The organism is Novosphingobium sp. (assembly GCF_024642085.1).
Taxonomy (GTDB): Bacteria; Pseudomonadota; Alphaproteobacteria; order Sphingomonadales; family Sphingomonadaceae; genus Novosphingobium.
Genome location: NZ_JAHEBV010000020.1, coordinates 1 through 18,827, shown reverse-complemented (window position 1 = coordinate 18,827; position 18,827 = coordinate 1). Strand labels below are relative to the sequence as shown.

At 62.3% G+C, this 18,827-nt stretch carries 23 protein-coding genes and 1 riboswitch; of the genes, 9 read left to right on the top strand and 14 right to left on the bottom strand.

Annotation, left to right across the window (positions count from 1 at the left end; translation table 11 throughout):
* The first annotated feature begins 9 nt into the window (after positions 1 to 9).
* Complete coding sequence (locus Q0L62_RS09510) at positions 10 to 1,083, top strand: phosphotransferase family protein (RefSeq protein WP_296679215.1); 1,074 nt, start codon at positions 10 to 12, stop codon at positions 1,081 to 1,083.
* Here Q0L62_RS09510 and Q0L62_RS09505 read toward each other — a convergent pair.
* The gene (locus Q0L62_RS09505) at positions 1,080 to 3,428 is read right to left on the bottom strand and encodes a S8 family peptidase (protein ID WP_296679214.1); all 2,349 of its coding nucleotides are present in this window, start codon (positions 3,426 to 3,428) and stop codon (positions 1,080 to 1,082) included. The two genes, Q0L62_RS09510 and Q0L62_RS09505, sit on opposite strands and share 4 nt — an antisense overlap.
* 214 nt (positions 3,429 to 3,642) lie before the next feature.
* On the opposite strand from Q0L62_RS09505, the gene dapD reads away from it, so the two are divergent.
* Genes dapD through Q0L62_RS09490 form a run of 3 tightly spaced genes read left to right on the top strand, consistent with a single transcriptional unit; the run spans position 3,643 to position 5,210 of the window.
* Entirely contained in the window at positions 3,643 to 4,482 is an 840-nt protein-coding gene (gene dapD / locus Q0L62_RS09500) for a 2,3,4,5-tetrahydropyridine-2,6-dicarboxylate N-succinyltransferase (RefSeq protein WP_296679212.1), read from the top strand.
* Positions 4,483 to 4,489: 7 nt separating this feature from the next.
* A complete protein-coding gene (locus Q0L62_RS09495; RefSeq protein WP_296679210.1) occupies positions 4,490 to 4,924 on the top strand; it encodes a potassium channel family protein in 435 nt (144 codons plus the stop codon).
* 43 nt (positions 4,925 to 4,967) lie between these two features.
* Entirely contained in the window at positions 4,968 to 5,210 is a 243-nt protein-coding gene (locus Q0L62_RS09490) for a hypothetical protein (RefSeq protein ID WP_296679209.1), read from the top strand.
* 3 nt (positions 5,211 to 5,213) lie between these two features.
* Here Q0L62_RS09490 and Q0L62_RS09485 read toward each other — a convergent pair whose 3' ends face one another.
* A complete protein-coding gene (locus Q0L62_RS09485; RefSeq protein ID WP_296679207.1) occupies positions 5,214 to 6,473 on the bottom strand; it encodes a dipeptidase in 1,260 nt (419 codons plus the stop codon).
* 73 nt (positions 6,474 to 6,546) lie between these two features.
* The gene (locus Q0L62_RS09480; RefSeq protein ID WP_296679205.1) at positions 6,547 to 7,725 is read right to left on the bottom strand and encodes a hypothetical protein; all 1,179 of its coding nucleotides are present in this window, start codon (positions 7,723 to 7,725) and stop codon (positions 6,547 to 6,549) included.
* A 93-nt stretch (positions 7,726 to 7,818) separates the two neighbouring features.
* Between Q0L62_RS09480 and Q0L62_RS09475 the strand changes: the two genes are divergently transcribed.
* The gene (locus Q0L62_RS09475) at positions 7,819 to 8,577 is read left to right on the top strand and encodes a sulfite exporter TauE/SafE family protein (RefSeq protein ID WP_296679203.1); all 759 of its coding nucleotides are present in this window, start codon (positions 7,819 to 7,821) and stop codon (positions 8,575 to 8,577) included.
* Positions 8,578 to 8,579: 2 nt separating this feature from the next.
* Here Q0L62_RS09475 and Q0L62_RS09470 read toward each other — a convergent pair whose 3' ends face one another.
* On the bottom strand, positions 8,580 to 9,032 hold the full coding sequence (locus Q0L62_RS09470; protein WP_296679201.1) for a hypothetical protein: 453 nt from the start codon (positions 9,030 to 9,032) through the stop codon (positions 8,580 to 8,582).
* Positions 9,033 to 9,227: 195 nt separating this feature from the next.
* Between Q0L62_RS09470 and Q0L62_RS09465 the strand changes: the two genes are divergently transcribed.
* The 3 genes from Q0L62_RS09465 (at position 9,228) to Q0L62_RS09455 (ending at position 11,041) form a co-directional block, all read left to right on the top strand.
* A complete protein-coding gene (locus Q0L62_RS09465) occupies positions 9,228 to 9,539 on the top strand; it encodes an alkylphosphonate utilization protein (protein ID WP_296679200.1) in 312 nt (103 codons plus the stop codon).
* Positions 9,540 to 9,548: 9 nt separating this feature from the next.
* A complete protein-coding gene (locus tag Q0L62_RS09460; RefSeq protein WP_296679199.1) occupies positions 9,549 to 10,472 on the top strand; it encodes a 1-phosphofructokinase family hexose kinase in 924 nt (307 codons plus the stop codon).
* Between the two features lie 74 nt (positions 10,473 to 10,546).
* Positions 10,547 to 11,041 carry a hypothetical protein gene (locus Q0L62_RS09455; RefSeq protein ID WP_296679198.1) on the top strand — a complete coding sequence of 165 codons (495 nt, stop codon included), beginning with the start codon at positions 10,547 to 10,549 and terminating at the stop codon, positions 11,039 to 11,041.
* Positions 11,042 to 11,043: 2 nt separating this feature from the next.
* Here the strand turns inward: Q0L62_RS09455 and Q0L62_RS09450 are convergent, their stop codons facing one another.
* The 6 genes from Q0L62_RS09450 to Q0L62_RS09425 form a co-directional block, all read right to left on the bottom strand.
* Complete coding sequence (locus Q0L62_RS09450) at positions 11,044 to 11,517, bottom strand: YciI family protein (protein WP_296679195.1); 474 nt, start codon at positions 11,515 to 11,517, stop codon at positions 11,044 to 11,046.
* A gap of 125 nt (positions 11,518 to 11,642) precedes the next feature.
* Entirely contained in the window at positions 11,643 to 12,254 is a 612-nt protein-coding gene (locus Q0L62_RS09445; protein WP_296679194.1) for a hypothetical protein, read from the bottom strand.
* 39 nt (positions 12,255 to 12,293) lie between these two features.
* A complete protein-coding gene (locus Q0L62_RS09440; RefSeq protein WP_296679192.1) occupies positions 12,294 to 12,614 on the bottom strand; it encodes a hypothetical protein in 321 nt (106 codons plus the stop codon).
* Positions 12,615 to 12,617: 3 nt separating this feature from the next.
* On the bottom strand, positions 12,618 to 13,025 hold the full coding sequence (locus tag Q0L62_RS09435) for a GFA family protein (protein WP_296679191.1): 408 nt from the start codon (positions 13,023 to 13,025) through the stop codon (positions 12,618 to 12,620).
* The gene (locus tag Q0L62_RS09430) at positions 13,022 to 13,219 is read right to left on the bottom strand and encodes a hypothetical protein (RefSeq protein WP_296679189.1); all 198 of its coding nucleotides are present in this window, start codon (positions 13,217 to 13,219) and stop codon (positions 13,022 to 13,024) included. The genes Q0L62_RS09435 and Q0L62_RS09430 overlap by 4 nt, the downstream gene beginning before the upstream one ends.
* Positions 13,220 to 13,274: 55 nt before the next feature.
* Positions 13,275 to 13,607, bottom strand: coding sequence for a DUF2834 domain-containing protein (locus tag Q0L62_RS09425; protein ID WP_296679188.1), 333 nt, complete (start codon positions 13,605 to 13,607; stop codon positions 13,275 to 13,277).
* A 152-nt stretch (positions 13,608 to 13,759) separates the two neighbouring features.
* Here Q0L62_RS09425 and Q0L62_RS09420 point away from each other — a divergent pair, with 152 nt between their 5' ends.
* Positions 13,760 to 13,894, top strand: a complete 135-nt coding sequence (locus Q0L62_RS09420) for a hypothetical protein (protein ID WP_296679187.1) — start codon at positions 13,760 to 13,762, stop codon at positions 13,892 to 13,894.
* 73 nt (positions 13,895 to 13,967) lie between these two features.
* On the opposite strand, the gene Q0L62_RS09415 is transcribed toward Q0L62_RS09420, so the two are convergent.
* From Q0L62_RS09415 to Q0L62_RS09400, 4 genes are all read right to left on the bottom strand, one after another.
* Positions 13,968 to 14,324 carry a hypothetical protein gene (locus Q0L62_RS09415; protein ID WP_296679185.1) on the bottom strand — a complete coding sequence of 119 codons (357 nt, stop codon included), beginning with the start codon at positions 14,322 to 14,324 and terminating at the stop codon, positions 13,968 to 13,970.
* Between the two features lie 312 nt (positions 14,325 to 14,636).
* Entirely contained in the window at positions 14,637 to 16,496 is a 1,860-nt protein-coding gene (thiC, locus tag Q0L62_RS09410; protein WP_296679184.1) for a phosphomethylpyrimidine synthase ThiC, read from the bottom strand.
* A gap of 31 nt (positions 16,497 to 16,527) precedes the next feature.
* Positions 16,528 to 16,635, bottom strand: a riboswitch (TPP riboswitch).
* 65 nt (positions 16,636 to 16,700) lie between these two features.
* Positions 16,701 to 16,967 (bottom strand): hypothetical protein, encoded by a 267-nt coding sequence (locus Q0L62_RS09405; RefSeq protein ID WP_296679183.1) that lies wholly within the window; start codon positions 16,965 to 16,967, stop codon positions 16,701 to 16,703.
* 67 nt (positions 16,968 to 17,034) lie between these two features.
* Positions 17,035 to 18,750: a S8 family serine peptidase gene (locus Q0L62_RS09400; RefSeq protein WP_296679181.1), complete on the bottom strand. Its 1,716-nt coding sequence runs from the start codon at positions 18,748 to 18,750 to the stop codon at positions 17,035 to 17,037.
* Positions 18,751 to 18,827: the final 77 nt, after the last annotated feature.

The following is an 18,827-nucleotide window of genomic DNA, read 5'->3' as shown; positions in this document are numbered from 1 at the left end:
GGGGGCAGCATGTCCGAAGCAATCAACGCGGATGAAGCCTTTGTCGGCACGGTCGAACCCGAAGGCGCCGACAAGCTGGACGAAGCGCGGCTGGCTGATTGGATGACGGCTAATATCGAGGGTTTTGCAGGCCCCTTGCACCTTACCAAGTTCAAGGGTGGGCAAAGCAACCCGACTTACAAGGTCGAAGCGACGAGCGGCACCTATGTTTTGCGCAGAAAGCCGTTTGGCCCGCTGCTGCCGTCGGCCCATGCGGTAGACCGCGAATACAAGGTCCAGAACGCGCTGAACAAGGCGGGGTTTCCGGCTGCGAAGCAATACGGGCTGTGTACCGATGACAGCGTGGTGGGATCGTGGTTCTATGTGATGGACATGGTTGACGGCAAAACCATATGGGATGGGGCGATGCCGGGCTATGCGCCCGAATACCGCCGCCAGACCTATTTGGCGCTGATCGATGCCCTTGCCCAGCTTCACTCGATCGACGTCGAGGCGGTAGGCCTTGGTGATTTCGGCAAGCCGGGCAACTATTTTGGCCGCCAGGTCGATCGCTGGACCAAACAGTACAAACTGTCTGAAACCGAACACATGCCCGGTATGGAGCGGCTTATCGAATGGCTGCCGCAGACCCTGCCCGAACAAACCCAGACCAGCGTAGTCCATGGCGATTACCGGATCGACAATATGATCTGGTCAAAGGACAAGCCAAATGTGATGGCAGTGCTCGACTGGGAACTGTCGACTCTGGGCGATCCGCTGGGCGATCTGTCTTATGTGTGTATGGCCTATGTGACTGAAAATGCGGGACGATCCGGCGTTCAAGATCTTGATCGCGCAGCGCTTGGCATTCCTGGACTCAGCGAACTGGTCGAACGTTATTGTGCCGCAACGGGCAGGACTTCGCTTCCGGACATGAACTGGCTGTTCGCTTACAACTTCTTCCGCCTTGCTGGCATCCTCCAGGGGATCAAGAAGCGGGTAATCGATGGCACTGCCAGCTCAGCCCACGCCAAGGCGCAATCCGACCGGGTCCAGCCGCTGGTTGACCGCGCGGTTGAGTTTGCGCGGTTAGCCGGAGCCTAGAACTTTCGTGACCAGCTTGCTGCAACTCCGGCATCAGCCGGAAGGCTGGCGGTGTGCCCAGGGTTGTGCCGATAGAACAGACTGAATGCAGCGTTCCCCTCAAGCCAGGGTCCGCGCCATGCCAGCTCGCTGTCAATTTCGCGGCCATGCGGACTGAGCGAGAGCGGGACAGTGGCCAGAGTAGGTGTTTGCGTCACATAGGACCAGGCAACAGGCAAGGTTAGGTTGAGGCCGCCTTTTTCGATTCTAAGCGGTTGCGCGATCCGCAGTGACAGACTGTCGGACGGCCCGAAAACGCCAAGACGAGATGCGTCAAACGACCAAGCTGAACTAAGCAGTCGTGATCCTTGCGCGATCGAACCACCACTTTCAGGGTACGTCAAACCGCCGCGAAGCGCCGCGCCCATCCGCCAGTTTTGGCCCGGACGCCATTCGAGCCCGGTGTCGAGGAACAGGCTCTGTGCACCGCCTGAGCCCAAACTGCGGTGGAACTGTGCCCCCACTACGGAGCGCTGCTCGTGCAGCCAGTTGGCGCCAAATGAAGCTGAAACCGTACCCAGGTCGCGATCAATCGAAACGGCGAAGCGATCAACCGGAGCGCCGCGCGTTTGCACAAAGGTGCTGGCCGGGTTGACAACGGCCGCCGGGGCCAGTGCCGATCCGCGCTCTGCTGCAAGTGTTACGCCCCACGGTCCGGCCTGACGGCGCAGGGCCATGCTAGCGCTGCCTGCCTGCGCAAAACCGAAATTGTCCGACGCATTGCGGGCGACCAGGAAGGCTGGCTGGCTGCGCCCCTGCAGCTGCATGACCAGCCCGTCGGCACCTTGCGCGAAAGCAAAGGCCGCTGTCGAGCGCGGGGCAATTCGTGCCACGGCCCTACCCGCCAACACCCGCGATACTGCGGCGTCACTTGACGACAGCCGCAATTGACCCTGCCATGCCAAGCGAGACATCGCTCCGCGATTGTCGACCGAGAAGGCCAGCGAGGCCTGTGTGGTGCCAAGGGCTATCTGGCGGCTGTCGCCCAGCAACGAGCGCGCCAGCACCGGACTGCGCTGGGCCTGCTGCAATTGAGCCGGGATGTTGAGGCGATAGGCGCGCTGGTAACTATCCAACACCACACCGTTTACTGCCTGCGATCCGCTGGTCGCATCGCCCATTGCCGCAGATGTGACACCCAACGTGTCACCAAGCGGAATGGAAGCGCTGCTGCCCGCCAGGGTAGTCTGACCGCGCGGTGCAAAGGCTGCCGCGATATCAAGGATGCCGCGCCCATATACGGCGTCAGTTCCGCTGGCGCCGGCGTCCCTGGCGCTAGACAAAAGAATATCGACCGAGTCCTTGGCGCTAAGATTAGGAAAGGCCTGACGCAGCAATGCTATCGCGCCGGTTATTTGCGGGGCAGAAAAACTGGTTCCTGAAAACACATAATTGACGCGCGAACCATCGGCCTGGGTAACGACTTCAAGCGTGCCATCCTTGTAGCTGCAACATACCCGTTCTCCGCGCGCTGCCAGATACCACGCCGCTTCACTGCCCGCGCGGTTTGAAAATGCGGAAATCACATTGCTTGCATTAACTGACCCGGCAATGATCACATTTCCATTGCCAGCCGCCCGCAGCCCAGCGCCAAATGGATCGGGCTGGTTGGGATCGATCAACGGGTCGGTCGAATCGCCATCGTTGCCGGCGGACACGACCACCACCACGCCATTGACGGCAGCCGTAGCGATCGCATTGCGGATCTGCTGGTCTGGCGGATCGCCCCCCAATGACAGGTTTATGACTTTTGCACCTGCGGCAACGGCGGCATTGATGCCGGCAGCCACTGAACCGTCAGAGAAATTGCATCCGCCTTTGTCATCGCCGGAAGCCGGTGTCGCGCAGCTTCCCGGATCGTCGGCCCGAAACATCGCAATCGTCGATTGGTAGGCAATCCCCAGAACACCTACGTTGTCGCGCGCTGCGGCAGCGACCATCGCAACATTGGTACCGTGGTCACTGTCGGCGTTATCCAGCCCTCGCGAACCCGCCACATCGCGCGACGAAGCGGATAGCCGACCGGCAAACTCGGGACTGTCGGTGTCAATGCCGGAATCGATGATGGCGATCGTCACCCCGCTGCCGGTGTAACCCGTTGACCACGCCGTTACAGCGCCGTGCTGCGGCGGGCCGGACGATCGGTTGTATTCATTCGTCAGAAACGCCGACGGCGGCGTTGTTGTCGGTGTGGGGCTTGGCGTGGGGGTTGGCGTGGGCGCAGGTGTTGGTGCAGGTGCAGGTGCAGGCGCAGGTGCCGATCCGACTGAGCCACCTCCGCAGGCTGCAAGAAGCGCCAGCGGCATTGCAGCGGCACCTTTTGACACCCGATGCCACGGCAAAAGACGTGCGACCATAATCGAAACCCTCAACGGTGCCGTCGATGACTTGCGGCAACCCTTTGCACAACGCAATGGCACTTTAACGATCAGATGCTTAACGGCAGCTTGCAGGCGCGCTTGTGCCGCAGTCCGGCAGCGCTATAGGCGGCTAGCAGCCATGCGATCAGGAGAAATTACCATGTCCGCCGATCTTGCCGCCGCCATTGAAGCCGCGTGGGATGCGCGTGAAACGGTAACGCTTGCCAGTACGAACGTACGCGAAAAGGTCGAAGCGGCAATTGAACTGCTCGACAACGGCGGCGCCCGCGTGGCCGAGCCTGATGGCATGGGCGGCTGGTCTGTCAACCAGTGGCTAAAGAAAGCGGTCCTGCTGTCTTTCCGGCTCAATGATAATGCGGTGATCGATTTCGGATCGGGCGGCGCTCCGGCGTTCGACAAGGTGCCAAGCAAGTTTGCTGGTTGGGGCGAAAACCGGTTTCGCGATGCCGGCTTTCGCGTAGTTCCCGGAGCGGTGGCCAGGCGCGGCGCGTTTGTCGGCAAAGGTGTGATCCTGATGCCAAGCTTCGTCAACATTGGCGCGTATGTGGGTGAAGGCACCATGGTTGATACCTGGGCCACGGTTGGCTCATGCGCGCAGATCGGAAAGCACGTTCACCTGTCGGGCGGTGTCGGGATTGGCGGTGTGCTGGAACCGCTGCAGGCCGGCCCCGTCGTGATCGAAGATGCCTGCTTCATCGGCGCGCGCAGCGAAGTTGTGGAAGGTGTGCGGGTCTGCGAAGGCGCGGTCCTGTCGATGGGGGTTTACCTTGGCGCATCAACCAAGATCGTCGACCGGGCAACCGGCCAGGTCCATGTCGGAACCGTGCCGCCCTACAGCGTGGTTGTTCCGGGATCAATGCCGGGAAAACAGTTGCCTGATGGGTCGCCCGGTCCTTCGCTGTATTGCGCCGTGATCGTCAAGACCGTCGATGCCCAGACCCGTGCCAAGACCGCCATCAACGATCTTTTGCGCGACTAACTTTGCGATGTCACAATTTGGCCTGCAAATCATCGCCTCGGTCGTGATGGCGCTCATTTCAGTGATGATTCACGGTGCTGGCTTACTAAGTTTGAGCCGGATGCTTCGCAGTGAGTCTACTGTCGAGCATCTCAAGCACATTGATCCCATGAGCTTGCGCGGCGGCTTTTTCACGCTGTGCGTTGTCTTGGCAATGTTCATGCTGCACGGTCTGGAGATACTGGCGTTCGCGTTGTTTTTCATGGCAATCTACGCCATCCCGAACTTCGAGGACGCGTTCTATTATTCGACCATCAGCTATTCCACAGTTGGCTATCACGACATGCACATGGCCGCGAACTGGCGCCTTCTGGGCGCGTTCGAAAGCCTGCTAGGGATATTTCTGTTGGGCTGGTCGACCGCGTTCTTTTTCCGTATGCTTGACCGCATCGAAAGCCACTAAACTGCAGGCCCTTCGCGGAACCCCACAAGGACCCGCGCGTTAAGTGAACGATACTGCACACAATGGAGCGATGGTCATGCACCGCGAAGGCGAAGAAATCCACGTCAGCACCGAAGAGGCTAAAGGCGGCAGTCGCGGCAGACATGTTTTCACGATCCTGATCGTTAGCCTGCTCCTTGCCGCAGGCGCGATGACGATAGCCTGGGTCACCGGCGCTTTGACATCTACTGACGGCACCGCGAACCCGAAGGATACCCCCAGCGCTTCGGCGACTGAGGCGATGTAGCGATCAGAATGCGGTAGGATTCTCCAGCGGCGCATCGCGGCGGTGTTGCGCCGCATAGCCTTCGGCGGCCTTCATAACGCGCATCATATTGCCGCTCGACAACTTTTCCAGGTTGGACTGGCTCCATCCACGGCGGGCGAGTTCTGTGAACAAAGCAGGGTAGGTTGAGACGTCCTCCATCCCGACCACAACTGTGTCAATGCCGTCGTAATCACCGCCCAGCCCGATATGATCGAACCCTGCCACCCTGGCCAGATGGTCGACATGATCAGCCACCTGCGAAAGCGTGGCATGCGGTAGTGGATTGGCTTTGATCCACGCCGCCCGCCCGGCAAGGGCGGCATCGGGATTGCCGATATGGATCGCTTTAAGCCGTTCTTCCTCGCCAATACGCGCGGCTATCCAGCTGCGAACCGTTTCGCTGACGTAGGCGGGTGCGGTATTGACCATCACGATACCGCCGTTGACTGCCATCCGCTTCAATACGCGATCGGAAACATTGCGGGGATGTCCGTCAATGCCCTGGGCGCCCGAATGGCTGAAGATGACAGGGGCTCCGGCCACGTCCAGGGCGTCGATCATGGTCTTTTCGCTCACATGGCTAAGGTCGACCAGCACACCCAGCCGCTGCATTTCGCGCACGACGTCTTTCCCGAACGGGGTCAGGCCTTGCGCCATCGGCGCGTCAGTGGCGCTTTCGGCCCAGGCCAGGTTTTTGAAATGCGTCAAGGTCATGTAGCGCGCGCCGAGTGCGTGCATCTGGCGCAGTACCGCCAGAGAACCGCCGATCGAATGTCCGCCCTCCATACCCAGAAGCGAAGCAACCTTGCCTGACTTCATTGCCTTATCCACGCAAGCGCTGTCGGTACAGAACTGCATTTCAGCGGGATAGCGGGCGATTATCCGCTTCATCACGTCGATTTGCTCAAGCGTTGCCTGCACAGCTTGCGGTTCGGAAAGTCCAGCCGAGACATAGACGGACCAGAACTGCGCTCCGACCTTTCCTGCACGCAGGCGTTTGAGATCAGTGTGCATCGCACCGATGCCTTTGGTGGCATCGCCGGTGGCCAAGGTATCCCGGAAGTCGAAACCGCTCAGCACGTTCTTGCGCCGTTCCCGCAGCTGCTCGGGCACGTCGTTGTGCCCGTCCCAAACCGGCGCTGCTTTCAAAGCAGCGGCTGCGGTCTGTTCGGGTGTCTGCGCCATCGCCGGATGGGCAAGTGCTATCACCAGCACCGTGGCAGCCAGAGTAATCGAACGCATGACCATTCCTTCCAGCAAAGATTCTTTGTGTCGCGATAGAGCCGATCAAAGGAACGTGCGCAAGCAGGGCGTGTCAGGCAGTAAGTTCGCCCGCATCTTCCAGCAGTTTGAGCATGACTGCCGCACCGCATTGCTGCGACCGCGCTTGTGGATCGAAATGCCCATCGGCAACGAACTTGCCGCGTTCGTACAAGTTCGAAAAGCTCCACAGATAGGGGCTGGCGCGGCCTGCCCGGCGATAGCCGAAGCCGTTGTAAGCTTCCAGCCGGTAGAGCAGCCGCGGCAGGCTCCAATCAGATTGTCCAGCAAAGCCCATCAACCGCAGCGCATCGGCCGCGCTGTCTTCCCATTCGCTGGGGGGCAACCACGTCAGCGGGCGCCCCGCAGGTACCTGGCGAGTGCGCCGCGACAAGGGAAAATCGCCGTTGTGCAAATGAGCGCGGAAATTGAAGCTGGCCTCAAGTCCGTGGATTGCGGCGATGAAGTACCACGGCACTCCCATCCGCCGGCTGACCGATTGATAGCGGCTGCGCGACTGACGGAACATGGTCAGATGCCAACTCGCGCTCGACTCATGCTGCGGTCTAAGCGCGGCAGCGGCAAACCAGCTGCGATATTCTTCGGCCAGGTCATCGAACCGCAATGACCGCGATGGCCGTCCCAGCGCCGCCGACGTTTCGGGCAAATCGGGTTGGGGCAGGCTGACCTGCGGCAGTGACAACGGCGCGTCACTTTCCGGCGGGTCGGCAATGCGCAAAGGGCGTAAAGGCAATTCCGGCAGGTGCAGACGCCCGGCACCCGTCTCGATCGTAGGGACTGCAACGGGTCGCTCGGTAAACCAGGCATCGGGCGCATCGTACTGGGTTCGGTGAAGTCTGGAAAGCAGCGCGCCGGCGTCGTCGCCCAAGCCCGGGCTGATCGCTCCGGCGCGGTCAATCAGCGCAACAAGGCGCGGCATCGCCGCTTCATAAAGCTGGTCGGGATCCTTAGGCAGCGGCGCATTTCCGGCCCCTAACGGCGAGGGTGGCAGTTGCTTCGCATCATGTTCCAGGCGCACCAGCTCGGCCACAATCCGGGCCGCTTCGCCCAATTCTTGCGGCAATGCACGGCGCAAAGGTTCGGGCAGGTTCTTGCCAAGCAGTCTGCCCAGATCATCCAGTGTCTGGCCGGCCCGCGCCGGCGCGGCAAGACCTGCCGCGCCCGCCGCCAGCGCGGATACAAGCAGGTCCCTTCTCGCAATAGCCTTTCGCATCGACTCGCCCCTCTGCCGTCAAACTATCACCGATGACTGGACGCAACCAACACGGCTTGCACAGCGCAGCTGCGCATGCTTTGGCGCAAGCCTATGCAGCTGCTGTCCGACCCCTTTGTCGTCATGATGGCGTTGCTGGCTGTGCTGATATTGGGCTTGGCCAAAGGCGGATTTTCCGGACTGGGCGCTCTTGCCACACCGGTCCTTGCTTTGGCGCTAGCACCGACGCGGGCGGCAGCGCTGCTCCTGCCGGTGCTGCTGGTCCAGGACGTGGTTAGCGTCTGGTCGTTTCGAAAAACATGGGATCGGTGGATTGTTGCACGGATGTTGCCCGGTGCGGCCATAGGTGTTGGGCTGGCGGCATGGTTCGCCGCCTCTGTCGATGAGAGCCAGGTTATGCTGCTGCTTGGGTCAATCACCCTGTCCTTTGGGCTTTATCGGCTGTGGCTTGGACGGGGCGGACGGCTGATTGCGGCATCGGATTCGCCTGGCTGGATAGGCACCCTGTTCGGCATTGCGACAGGATTTACCAGCCAGATCGCGCATGCCGGCGGGCCGCCTTTCCAGATGTGGGTCACTCCGCGCCGCTTGCCGCATCAGATATTCGTCGGCACCAGTTCAATCACCTTTGCTGCGATCAACTGGATGAAAGTACCAAGCTTCATTTTGCTCGGCAGCTTTGACCGCCAGGTTTTGATCGCGTCCGCGCTGCTGATGCCTTTCGCCATCGTCAGTACGCTGGTCGCGGTCGCGCTGATCCGGCGGCTTGATTCCATGCGATTCTATTCGTTAATCTACGCCCTGATGATCCTGCTGGGCGCCAAGCTTGTCTGGGACGGGCTTAGCGCCTGAAGTCAATCGATCCGGGCGAGCAGGGTGCCGGCATTGCGGGCCAGTGTGGACGAATCCATGACCGCCGCCTCATCGGCCACATCCGCCGCTGCCGCACAGAACCGCTTGGGCGAACGTTGCAGCGCAAAGCGGTTGTAGACCTGAGTAAGGTGGTGGTCGAAGCCTCTACCCTGGCTACGCTGTTCCGCGGCATAGGCCGACGCGAGCAGACCCTTGTGGCGGCTCAGCAGTTTCGCATAGGCAGGAGCCACTCGCTCTCGTCCATTGCCGCGGCAATACAGCGCCGCCACATTTAGTCCGGCCCTCAGATGCCACAGCTTTTCCGTTCCAACCACATCCTGACGTATTTGACCGCTGCTTTCGCGCACCGTTTTTGCGGCAAGCGCCGGCGAACCGAAGCCGATGCCGGCCACGGCAAAGGCCGCCAAAACGGCGGCCGTCCAGGTACTCTTCATGAGATGCGACCCTCCCTCTCCCACAGCTCTGATGCGCTGCCACCGCAGCGCCGACAAGGCTGGTGCAGCCCGCTTGCGACAATCTGACCCGACGGTGCGGCAAACGATGAATACGTCTTTTGGCGCGCACAGAAGGGCGCGGTGACTCGCCAATCCCGACACCTGCTGCCAATGCTGCTGACAAAGGAGAAATCCATGCCCAGCGAAGATCAGGACGACTATGTCTATGACGAAGACAGCGGCGAATGGCTTTCCGCAGCTGAGCTGGCGCAGCGCCGCGCTGCTGCGGACTCGATTGAGGTGCGTGATGCCGTCGGCAACCTGCTGGCCGATGGGGATCAGGTAATCCTGATCAAAGATCTGGACGTCAAGGGCGCGGGCCAAACGCTCAAACGCGGTACGGTCATTGCCGCAATCCGGCTTACTGGCGATGCCCAGGAAATCGACTGTAAGTATCCCGGCATCAAGGGTCTGGTCCTGCGTGCCGAGTTTGTCCGCAAGCGCTGAGGTCGGCCGATGGACCGCGTTGCCACCCTGACACTCAATCCCGCCATTGATTCGGCCTGCGAAGCCGAAGAGGTTTCCGCCACGCGCAAAATCCGCACCCACGGCGAACGGTACGACCCAGGCGGTGGCGGACTGAACGTAGCGCGGGTTTTGCACCGTTTCGGCATTCCGGTTGAGGCGATATATCTTTCAGGCGGGCCGACCGGTGCCTTGCTGGATGAACTGCTCGACAAAGCCGGCCTTCCGCGCCGTGCCATCCCGATCCGCGATCATACCAGGATGAGTCTGGCAGTTTATGAACGGTCAACCGGCCATGAATACCGTTTTGTGCCCGAAGGCCCGCTGGTGGCAGAGGACGAATGGCGCGCACTGATGGGCGCCTGTTTTGCCAGTCCGGCAGAGTGGGTGGTGGCATCAGGATCGTTGCCGCGCGGGCTGCCCGACGATTTTTGGGCGCGCCTTGCCGCCCCGCTGCTGGCGCAGGACCGCAAGCTGGTGGTCGATACGTCGGGCGCGGCGCTGGCCGCCTGCTTTGCCGCAGGATCAATGTACCTTGCCAAGCCCAGCGTCGGAGAGTTCGAGACATTTCTGGGCCGTGCGCTCAGAAACCCTGGCGAAGTGGCCGAAGCGGCCTGCGCGCTGGTCGCAGCCGGCAAGGCCAAGATGATTGCGGTCACTATGGGCGAGGATGGCGCGGTGCTGGCTCACAGCGGCGGCGTGCTGGTCCACTCCGGGATCAAGGCCGTCGCCGAATCGACCACCGGTGCGGGCGACAGCTTTGTCGGCGGCCTGGTTACCGGATTGATCCTGGGTGAAGCGATTGAACGCGCCTTTTTGCGCGCAGTTGCCGCGGGCACTGCGGCGGTTCTGCATCCGGGCACCGATCTATGCCGGATCGAAGATGTCGACCGGCTGCTGTTAGAGATTGCGTAACGGTGGCTTGGCGGGGGGCGGGAACGCTTCGGGCGCTGCCGTGTTTTATCAAGCGAACTGTAAAGGAACCGTCCATGCAGCCACGCTTTGCCCTGATGTCGATCGTAGCCTGCGGAATTGCTGTTGGCGCGCTGGCAAGCCAGACAATCCCCGTGGCGCCGCGTTCCGTTCAAGAACCGGCCTGGCGGTCGCTGGTTCAGGCGCAGTACCGGCAAGCCTATACGCCGGCTGGCCGGGGGACCGGTCCCGAAGATTCGACAGCAGCAGCGCTCCTTGCCGTTTCATACAACCGGGATGACGCGCAGAAAGACTATGTCTTGCCGCCCGAATATGCCGCTGCGGAACGTTATGCCCGCAGCGAGGCTAAGGCCGCTGCTCAGGCTGAGCAGCGATTTCGCCTGGCCTATGCCGAAGCTTCGCGTCCCGTCGGCGAAGTCAGGGTGACAAGCGGGTCATTACCCATAACGGAAGACAGCGCGCCCCCTGGCAACGATCAGGCCGAAATGGCTGAAGCCGCCTCCGAACCCGAAGCCAAGGTCATTACAGTTGCGGCAATGACCGCGGACTGAGGTCAGTCCCCCATCGTCTCGTCATACGGGCGCGCCACCGCACGATAGCGGCCCGCCTTGATCGCCGGGTCGCCGGCCAGCATGGCATTCGCTTCGCTTTGATTGCGCGCGTGAAACAGCACGAACCCGGTATCTTTACCCACCGGTCCTGCACTTTCTACCACGCCTGATTTGTGGAGATCGTGCCAGTACCGCCAATGACTGTCGTTGCCGTTCTTGCGCAGCGGCTGGCCCTTTTTCCACGACGGGCCAGGACCCATTACTACAGCAAACAGCGGCCCTGTGCCGCGCGCACGCGCATTTTCAGGCCTCTGTTCAACCCCGCGCTTCTCGGCAACATTTCCCGGAGCTTCTCGGTTGGCGGTCCTGACCGGGCGGCTTTCCGCATGGGCAGCCGCCGCGCCTTGCAAAATGGCCAGTGCGGCCAGTGCGGCATAATGCAACCGCACGGACAAGTGTCTGGACTTTGTAATCATGGGCGACCCCTCGCTCCCTAAATCAGGCCGCCTGTTTGGTGCTTGCAGCTTAACCGCACCTTTCAGCTGCGTCGTAGCGTGCAGCAGTTACGCTCACCGCCTTGGGTGCGGCCTTAGCGTCGCGTTCAGGCGCATCCCTCGACGTAGCTAAGCTGCGGCTGCACGCCAACGTGGACGATGCTGACCTTGCGGCTTTCGTCGATTTCAAAGCGCAGACGCGGGTCGCTGCCGGGCTGGGTAAGATATTTTGCAGGGGCGGCGACATATTGATGCGGGCTGGAAACAAATCCGGGAAACGCTTTGAGCACCTCGCCCTCGCTCGAGCCTACGCCGATCCCTTCAACCAACTGGATTTTCGATGGGCCAACCACGCTGATCCGCCGCACATCGCCATTTTCGATCAGGGCATAGACACCGGGATAGGCGGGCGAGCTATAGGTTTTGCACGTACTGCCCGGTATCTGTGCGCCGCGGATGGCAAAACTCGACCCCGCCGGTACAGGTTTGCCGATGACCAGATCACCCAGCCCTTCCAGCTTCAGCGTACCCTCAGGCGTGCCGGGCTGGGCGGGCGGCATCGATGGCTTTGCGGTAGGCTCAACCGACGGGGTCGCCAGCGCTTCTGCCACATCGCGCGCCGCGCCCGATCCGGATGGCGCAGGCGCATCGCCGGAAGAACAACCTGCCACCAGGACAACAGCAAACAGCGGGGCAAGGCAGCGGGGCGTAACAATCATGGCGTAACAACCCGCCAGGTGCCCATTGCGTTCCCGCGCTCAGCCGCGCAGCAGCATCACCAGGAACGCGGCGGTGAACAGCGCGTCGCCGGCCAGCACCCAGCCAACCGCGCGGGGCAGCTCTCCGCGCCGGACCGCCGGGGCCAGCAGTGCGATCACCCCCAGCTTGCCCAGCACGCCTGCCCACAACATCGGGGCAAAGCGCGCCGGATCGGTCGCGGCAATGGCATATACCAGGCCAAAACACACCACCAGCAGGCTGACTACTCGCCCCTCGCGGCTGGCTCCTGACTTGACCAGGCCCGGCCCGCCAATCGCCAGGTTATAGGCCGCCGCGCCCCACAGGATGATCGGCTCCACCGGCTAACCCGGGTTGCCCGGCATCCCCGGTACGCCGGGGATGTCGATCCAGTCCTGCTTGCTTTTGGTCCAGAACTGCAGCTGCGGGGCAAAGCCGCTCGTATCGTCCAGCGTGCCGGCCTTGATAAAGATCATGTCGGGCTGGGCCGGGACCCGGCTGAACAGCGGCGATCCGCAGGTCGGGCAGAACTGGCGCTGTACCTCGCCGCCGCTTTCGCCGTGATCGACATAGGTGGTGACCGCACCGCTGATCGACACCCCGCCTACCGGCAGCGCAATCAGCATCGACCAGCCGCTGCCGGCCTGGCGCTGGCAGTTCTTGCAGTGGCACACCGCCTGCATCAGCGGCTCCCCGGTAAAGCTGTAACGCACCGCCCCGCACAGGCATCCCCCGGTCTTCGCCTTGCTCATCCCGCTCTCCTTTGCGGGCCATGCTGCGCGGCCCCTGCACCGCGGTCAAGCACCACAAGTGGCAGGGCGGGCAGGGCGCGGAAGTTGACAGCAAAGTTCACAGGGTAATGCGAGGCAAAAACTGCCGCTGTGACCTTTTGCAACAGCAGCAGGTTCTGCGGCGGCAAAAGGGGCAAAATCGGCAGCATCAGCATCCCCGCAATCTAGCCGCAACAGCGCGGAGTAGGAAAGGTCCGCCTTCCGGCCCGGTCAGGCGGCGCGCCCGCCCAGCTGCCGCATCCGCAGCAGCAGATAAAACGCAAAGCCCACCGCCACCCCCGGCACAATCCCCAGCACCGCGCAGACCCAGCCGTGGCGCAGGCCCAGCGTCTGCCGCTCATAGACGATCCACGCGGTCAGGATCACCCAGCAGGCCAGTGTATCGGCGGCATAGCCGCTGGCATAGGGATTGACGAAGCCCGCAGCAAAGGCCCCGACCACATCGGGATCAGCAATCAGAGGCGGAATGCACCACATGGCAAAGAGCGCGGTAAAAACGCCCGCTGCGGCGATGATCGCGGCCTTGAATGTCTTTTCGTTCATCTGTCCTGCCCCCCGCGCGCTGCGCTGCGCCGGGGTGTGGCATGCTTTGCCGATGGTGGCAAAAAGGCCTGCGTCCCGACAGCCCTCGACAAGCCGGACCGGCAGGCCCACACCCCCTTTATCCGGGCATCCCGCCTGAACGGAGCGACACGATGGCCAAGGGTCAGGTTAAATCGAACCGGGAAACCCGCAAACCCAAAGCGGAAAAGCCCAAAAAGAACAACGCCTCGCAGCCTTCGACCAAGCCCGGTACGGTTGCCGGGCTGGATAATATGAAGCGCGGGTAAAGCCCAACGGGCGGACCGCCGGAAACGGGGGTGCGCGTTTGACTATGCCCCCCCCGATGGCCCGATGCCCTGCTCAGCCCCCGGCGCATTTGGTTGCGCGGGCCCGGACTTCGTCGTTGGGCAGTTTTGTTCCGCCCACCCCGGTCATCCGGTAAGCCTTGAGCTTGATTTTCCCCAGCGCCTCCTGCGCGCCGATGCCCTCTTCCTTGGCGAGCGCAGTGCCATAGGCGGTCATGGCCGAAAGGTACGAACCGAAGTCGGTCGTCACCCCCGCCTTCTTGTTGTCGAGCAGGTTGGCCGCGGCAAAGATGCTTGCCGCGCAGGTCAGGTTGGTCTCACCCTGCGGCAGGGTCGCGGTCACCGCCTGACCGCAGCCGGCAAGCAGTGAAAGGGCAGCAGCCGCGATCGGCGCGCGATGGAACATGGTCATGATGGTCTCCCCCAATTTGCCCCTTGTGTTTGCCAGACAAGGATTTCCATTGGGTTAGCGGGTATTCAAATCGCCATGGCACGTTTCGCGCCGCATCATCCCAGACTTGATCCGGCGGCCAGCGTCAGGCCTCGCCAAGCCATGCAGCGGCAGCGGTCTGCCAGACAATTGACAGCAAGAGGATTTGGGCACTGAAAACACTGCGCTCCAGGAAGTTTCAACCTGGGTTACGGTGAGAGTTTAACTCGCTCCCAAACTGCCGCCCCGGCCACGACGTCGGGCGGGGACACGCAATAGCGTTTCCCCGCCGGATCAATCCCGCTCCCGGTCCCCGGCACCGATATACAGCTCGCGCCCGCCTTCGTTGTAGACGCGGCTCATTTCTTTCATGCCTTTTTCGGCTTCGTCGGCGGCGATGAAAGCGGTGGTTTCCTGGTTCTGCTTCGCCGCAAAGTCCCGCACTTCCTGGGTGATTTTCATAGAGCAGAACTTGGGCCCGCACATCGAGCAGAAATGCGCGGTCTTGGCGCCTTCGGCCGGCAGGGTCTGGTCGTGGTACTGTTCCGCCGTGTCGGGATCGAGCGACAGGTTGAACTGGTCGCGCCAGCGGAAGTCGAAGCGGGCGCGGCTTAGCGCGTCGTCGCGGACCTTGGCGGCCGGGTGGCCCTTGGCCAGATCGGCGGCGTGGGCGGCCAGTTTGTAAGTGACGACGCCGACTTTCACATCGTCGCGGTCAGGCAGGCCGAGGTGTTCCTTGGGCGTCACATAGCACAGCATCGCCGTGCCGAACCACCCGATCATCGCCGCGCCGATGCCGCTGGTGATGTGATCGTAGCCCGGCGCGATGTCCGTGACGAGCGGGCCCAATGTGTAGAACGGGGCTTCGCCGCAGGCTTTCAGCTGCTTGTCCATGTTTTCCTTGATCTTGTGCATCGGCACGTGGCCGGGGCCTTCGATCATTACCTGCACGTCCTGTTCCCAGGCGCGCCTGGTCAGTTCGCCCAGCGTATACAATTCGGCAAACTGGGCCTCGTCATTGGCGTCGGCGATCGATCCGGGGCGCAGGCCATCACCCAGGCTGTAGGCAATGTCATAGGCCTTCATGATTTCGGTAATCTCGTCGAACCGTTCATACAGGAACGATTCCTTGTGATGCGCCAGGCACCACTTGGCCATGATGCTGCCGCCGCGCGAAACGATGCCGGTCACGCGTTTGGCGGTCATCGGGATATAGGGCAGGCGCACCCCGGCGTGGATGGTGAAATAGTCGACGCCCTGTTCGGCCTGTTCGATCAGGGTATCGCGGAAAACCTCCCAGGTCAGGTCTTCGGCCACGCCGCCCACCTTTTCCAGTGCCTGGTAGATCGGCACGGTGCCGATCGGCACGGGGCTGTTGCGCAGGATCCATTCGCGGGTGTCGTGGATGTTGCGCCCGGTGGAAAGGTCCATAACCGTATCCGCCCCCCAGCGGATCGACCAGACCATCTTGTCAACCTCGCTTGCCACGTCAGAGGCTACGGCGGAGTTGCCGATGTTGGCGTTGATCTTGACCAGGAAGTTGCGCCCGATAGCCATCGGTTCGCTTTCGGGGTGGTTGATGTTGCTGGGGATGATCGCGCGGCCGCGCGCCACTTCCTGGCGGACCCATTCGCCGGTCACGTAATCGGGGATTTCCGCACCCCAGTCCTGCCCGTCGCGAATGTGACCGATGATCTGTTCGCGGCCCAGGTTTTCGCGCGTGGCGACATATTCCATTTCGGGCGTGACGATGCCGCGGCGGGCATAGTGCATCTGGCTGACATTGGCGCCCGGCTTTGCGCGCAGCACAGTGCGGCGCACGTTGGGAAACGCGGGAACCCCGCCCGAGCGATCAGGGCCAAGCTGGCCGTTGTCTTCGGGGCGGACTTCGCGCTGGGTTACTTCATCCACATCGCCGCGCCCGCGGATCCATTCGCTGCGCAGTTCGGCCAGGCCTTGCGCGATATCGATCTGCACCGCGGGATCGCTGTATGGCCCGCTGGTGTCATAGACCCGCACCGGCGCTTCGCCGCTGGAAGGCTCAAGCTGAATCTCGCGCATCGCCACGCCAAGGGGGCCGACATGGACTTTCCTGCTGCCGCGAATCGCCCCGGTGGTGACGCCGATTTCAAGCTTGCTGGGGATGTCGGCCATATGCGCAAAGTCCTTCAATAAGCGGACGGGGAGCACATAAACCGGCCCTCCCTCCGCCCGTGCTAACGGGTTCAGGTTCGACGGGTCGTGGGGCGTGACGCCCACCTCTCAGCTTGCACAAGCTCCCCGGGGATGGGCGCACAATAGGCGGATTGACAGGGATCGTCCAGCGCTGCGAAAGCGCTGCACGCCGGGCGCGGGCGCCTAATCGTCGGGCAGGTCGAAAGGTTCGATCGGCGGGTTGGCGAACAGGCCCTCGGCAGGATGGGCGGGGCGCGCAGCCAGCGCTGCGCTGACCCGTGGCGCGGCGCGGGCATCGATCAGCACGGTATAAAGCCCGTCGGCAGGATCAGTGGCGATCACGCCGAACTGGCGGTCAAGTTCATCCGGGGCGAGGCTGAACAGGCGGCAAACCTCGTCCATGGACGGCGCGCTGCCAGCATGGCGAAACTGGAGCATGGCGGTTTCCATCGTCTCTCCTTCGGTAAGGGCAGGGCCGGACCCGCGCCGCGGCGAGCCCGGCCGTGCACGTTCAGGCTTAGCCCTTGCCGCCGCAGCCGCAGCCTCCGCCGGATTTGGCGGCCGGGGCACCGGCGCCTTGCTGGCCATCGAAATAGCCAGCCTCGAAGATCGCGGCAAGCAGTTCGGCCAGGCCGTCTTCGCCCATTTCGCCCATTTCGCCCAGTTCACCCAGATCGTCCAATTCGTCCAGGCCGGCAGAATTGGCAAACCCGGGGCGCGGGGGGATTCGGGGATCGATGGGCCGCGGCAAATCGGGGCGCGGGATTCCCCGGCACAGCTCGGGGAAGCGGCGGCAGATATCGATCGGGATCGGGCGCGGCAGGCAGATCCGCGGGAAGCGGCGGCAAATGTCGATCGGTCCGATGACCGGGCGGAAGCGGCGGTACAGCGCGCAGCCGCCAACCACGCCAAAGCCGTGATCGAAATCGAACCCGGCGGCGCCCAGATCAGTCGCGCTTGATCGCATCAGCGCGCGGATCGCGGCGGGAGAGGCCGAAGGATTGCCGGGTACGAAAGGCCGCTTCGATCGCACCGCTGCGACGACGCCGGTCACTACCGGGGTCGCCGCCGAGGTTCCGCCGTCCGCAGCATAGACCCCGGACCCGGCAAAATGGGTATAGCCGCACAGATCAGGCTTGTTGCGTGCCAGCCTGCCCGGCCCCTGGGTCGAATAGCCAACCCGGGCGCTGCTGATATCGACCCCGCCGATGGTCAGCACCGAGGGATGACCGTTGGCACCGTAGATGGCATTGGCAGTTACCCCCTGACAGCGCCCGTCAGGGCAATTGGCGCCGCAGTTTCCGGCGGCAAACAGGATATCCGCGCCGACCCGTTCCAGCACGGCAACAATGCGGTTGAAGGGATGGTTCATGTTATCGGAATAGTTGCCGGGATGGCCGACCGGGAAATCCCACGAAGGGTGGAACATGCCCCAGCTGTTGTTGACCACGAGTGAGCGTGTTTCGCCCGGCCGGCGCGGCGCGGTCATCACGGCGCACAGATGGCTGTACGCGCGCACCGCGTCGGACAGCACACCCGACATCGGCGTCGGCCCACCGGCGGTGGAGCGAAGCAACTGAATATCGAGGAAGGTTGCCCGGGGCGCCGCTATTGCCGCATCGAAGGCGCACATCGTGCCATGACTGACCGGGGCATTGCCCGGAACCATTCCAGCTGCAGGTACCCAGCTGCGCGCGGCATCGACTGTTATGGGCCGGCCGTGCGCCGCCAGATAGGCCTGGTTGATCCCGGTATCGACAATCGCCAGAAGGACGCCCGATCCGTCCATGCGGATCCGCTGCATCTGGGGTACGCATAGCAGCCGGGCAACATCCGCATCGTTGCCCATTGGCGCGCTGCCGGGGCAGATCAGGGTGGGCTGGATTTCAACATCGGCATAGACCCCGACGACATTCTTGTGGGCCATGATTTCGTCGAACTTGGCCTCTTCGGCTTCGGCACGAACCACATAGGTCGCTTGCCGGGGATCGATGGCGCCATCATCATCCAGCGCCAGGTCGACTTTCTGGCCTGAAACGTAGCCGGATTCGATCGGGCTTCGGACGGTCAGGCCCGGAACAACGGTCGCAGCAAACGAACTGTCGAAGGTGACCCCGGGGATTTTTGGCGCTGCAGCCGTGTCCAGGCCCTTGTCGGGATCGGAAGCGGCGGCGAAGGCCGATTCAGCGATATTTGAACTGTAAGTCAGCTCTACTATTAATTTCCTGATCATGTCGGCATCCTTTTTTGATAAACACTTGAAATGGAGTTTTATCTTTTTCGACCCGACGGAAATTACGTTTCAGGCTT

Bases quoted from the DNA above. Each gene is read 5' to 3' on its own strand.
- Q0L62_RS09415 (WP_296679185.1), bottom strand. From the start codon at position 14,324: ATGACCATGTTCCATCGCGCGCCGATCGCGGCTGCTGCCCTTTCACTG.
- Q0L62_RS09445 (WP_296679194.1), bottom strand. From the start codon at position 12,254: ATGATTGTTACGCCCCGCTGCCTTGCCCCGCTGTTTGCTGTTGTCCTG.
- Q0L62_RS09400 (WP_296679181.1), bottom strand. From the start codon at position 18,750: ATGATCAGGAAATTAATAGTAGAGCTGACTTACAGTTCAAATATCGCT.
- Q0L62_RS09450 (WP_296679195.1), bottom strand. From the start codon at position 11,517: ATGATTACAAAGTCCAGACACTTGTCCGTGCGGTTGCATTATGCCGCA.
- Q0L62_RS09425 (WP_296679188.1), bottom strand. From the start codon at position 13,607: ATGAACGAAAAGACATTCAAGGCCGCGATCATCGCCGCAGCGGGCGTT.
- Q0L62_RS09510 (WP_296679215.1), top strand. From the start codon at position 10: ATGTCCGAAGCAATCAACGCGGATGAAGCCTTTGTCGGCACGGTCGAA.
- Q0L62_RS09405 (WP_296679183.1), bottom strand. From the start codon at position 16,967: ATGGAAACCGCCATGCTCCAGTTTCGCCATGCTGGCAGCGCGCCGTCC.
- Q0L62_RS09460 (WP_296679199.1), top strand. From the start codon at position 9,549: ATGGACCGCGTTGCCACCCTGACACTCAATCCCGCCATTGATTCGGCC.
- Q0L62_RS09475 (WP_296679203.1), top strand. From the start codon at position 7,819: ATGCAGCTGCTGTCCGACCCCTTTGTCGTCATGATGGCGTTGCTGGCT.
- Q0L62_RS09480 (WP_296679205.1), bottom strand. From the start codon at position 7,725: ATGCGAAAGGCTATTGCGAGAAGGGACCTGCTTGTATCCGCGCTGGCG.
- Q0L62_RS09505 (WP_296679214.1), bottom strand. From the start codon at position 3,428: ATGCCGCTGGCGCTTCTTGCAGCCTGCGGAGGTGGCTCAGTCGGATCG.
- Q0L62_RS09485 (WP_296679207.1), bottom strand. From the start codon at position 6,473: ATGCGTTCGATTACTCTGGCTGCCACGGTGCTGGTGATAGCACTTGCC.
- Q0L62_RS09470 (WP_296679201.1), bottom strand. From the start codon at position 9,032: ATGAAGAGTACCTGGACGGCCGCCGTTTTGGCGGCCTTTGCCGTGGCC.
- Q0L62_RS09455 (WP_296679198.1), top strand. From the start codon at position 10,547: ATGCAGCCACGCTTTGCCCTGATGTCGATCGTAGCCTGCGGAATTGCT.
- Q0L62_RS09465 (WP_296679200.1), top strand. From the start codon at position 9,228: ATGCCCAGCGAAGATCAGGACGACTATGTCTATGACGAAGACAGCGGC.
- dapD (WP_296679212.1), top strand. From the start codon at position 3,643: ATGTCCGCCGATCTTGCCGCCGCCATTGAAGCCGCGTGGGATGCGCGT.
- thiC (WP_296679184.1), bottom strand. From the start codon at position 16,496: ATGGCCGACATCCCCAGCAAGCTTGAAATCGGCGTCACCACCGGGGCG.
- Q0L62_RS09435 (WP_296679191.1), bottom strand. From the start codon at position 13,025: ATGAGCAAGGCGAAGACCGGGGGATGCCTGTGCGGGGCGGTGCGTTAC.
- Q0L62_RS09430 (WP_296679189.1), bottom strand. From the start codon at position 13,219: ATGCTGATGCTGCCGATTTTGCCCCTTTTGCCGCCGCAGAACCTGCTG.
- Q0L62_RS09495 (WP_296679210.1), top strand. From the start codon at position 4,490: ATGTCACAATTTGGCCTGCAAATCATCGCCTCGGTCGTGATGGCGCTC.
- Q0L62_RS09420 (WP_296679187.1), top strand. From the start codon at position 13,760: ATGGCCAAGGGTCAGGTTAAATCGAACCGGGAAACCCGCAAACCCAAA.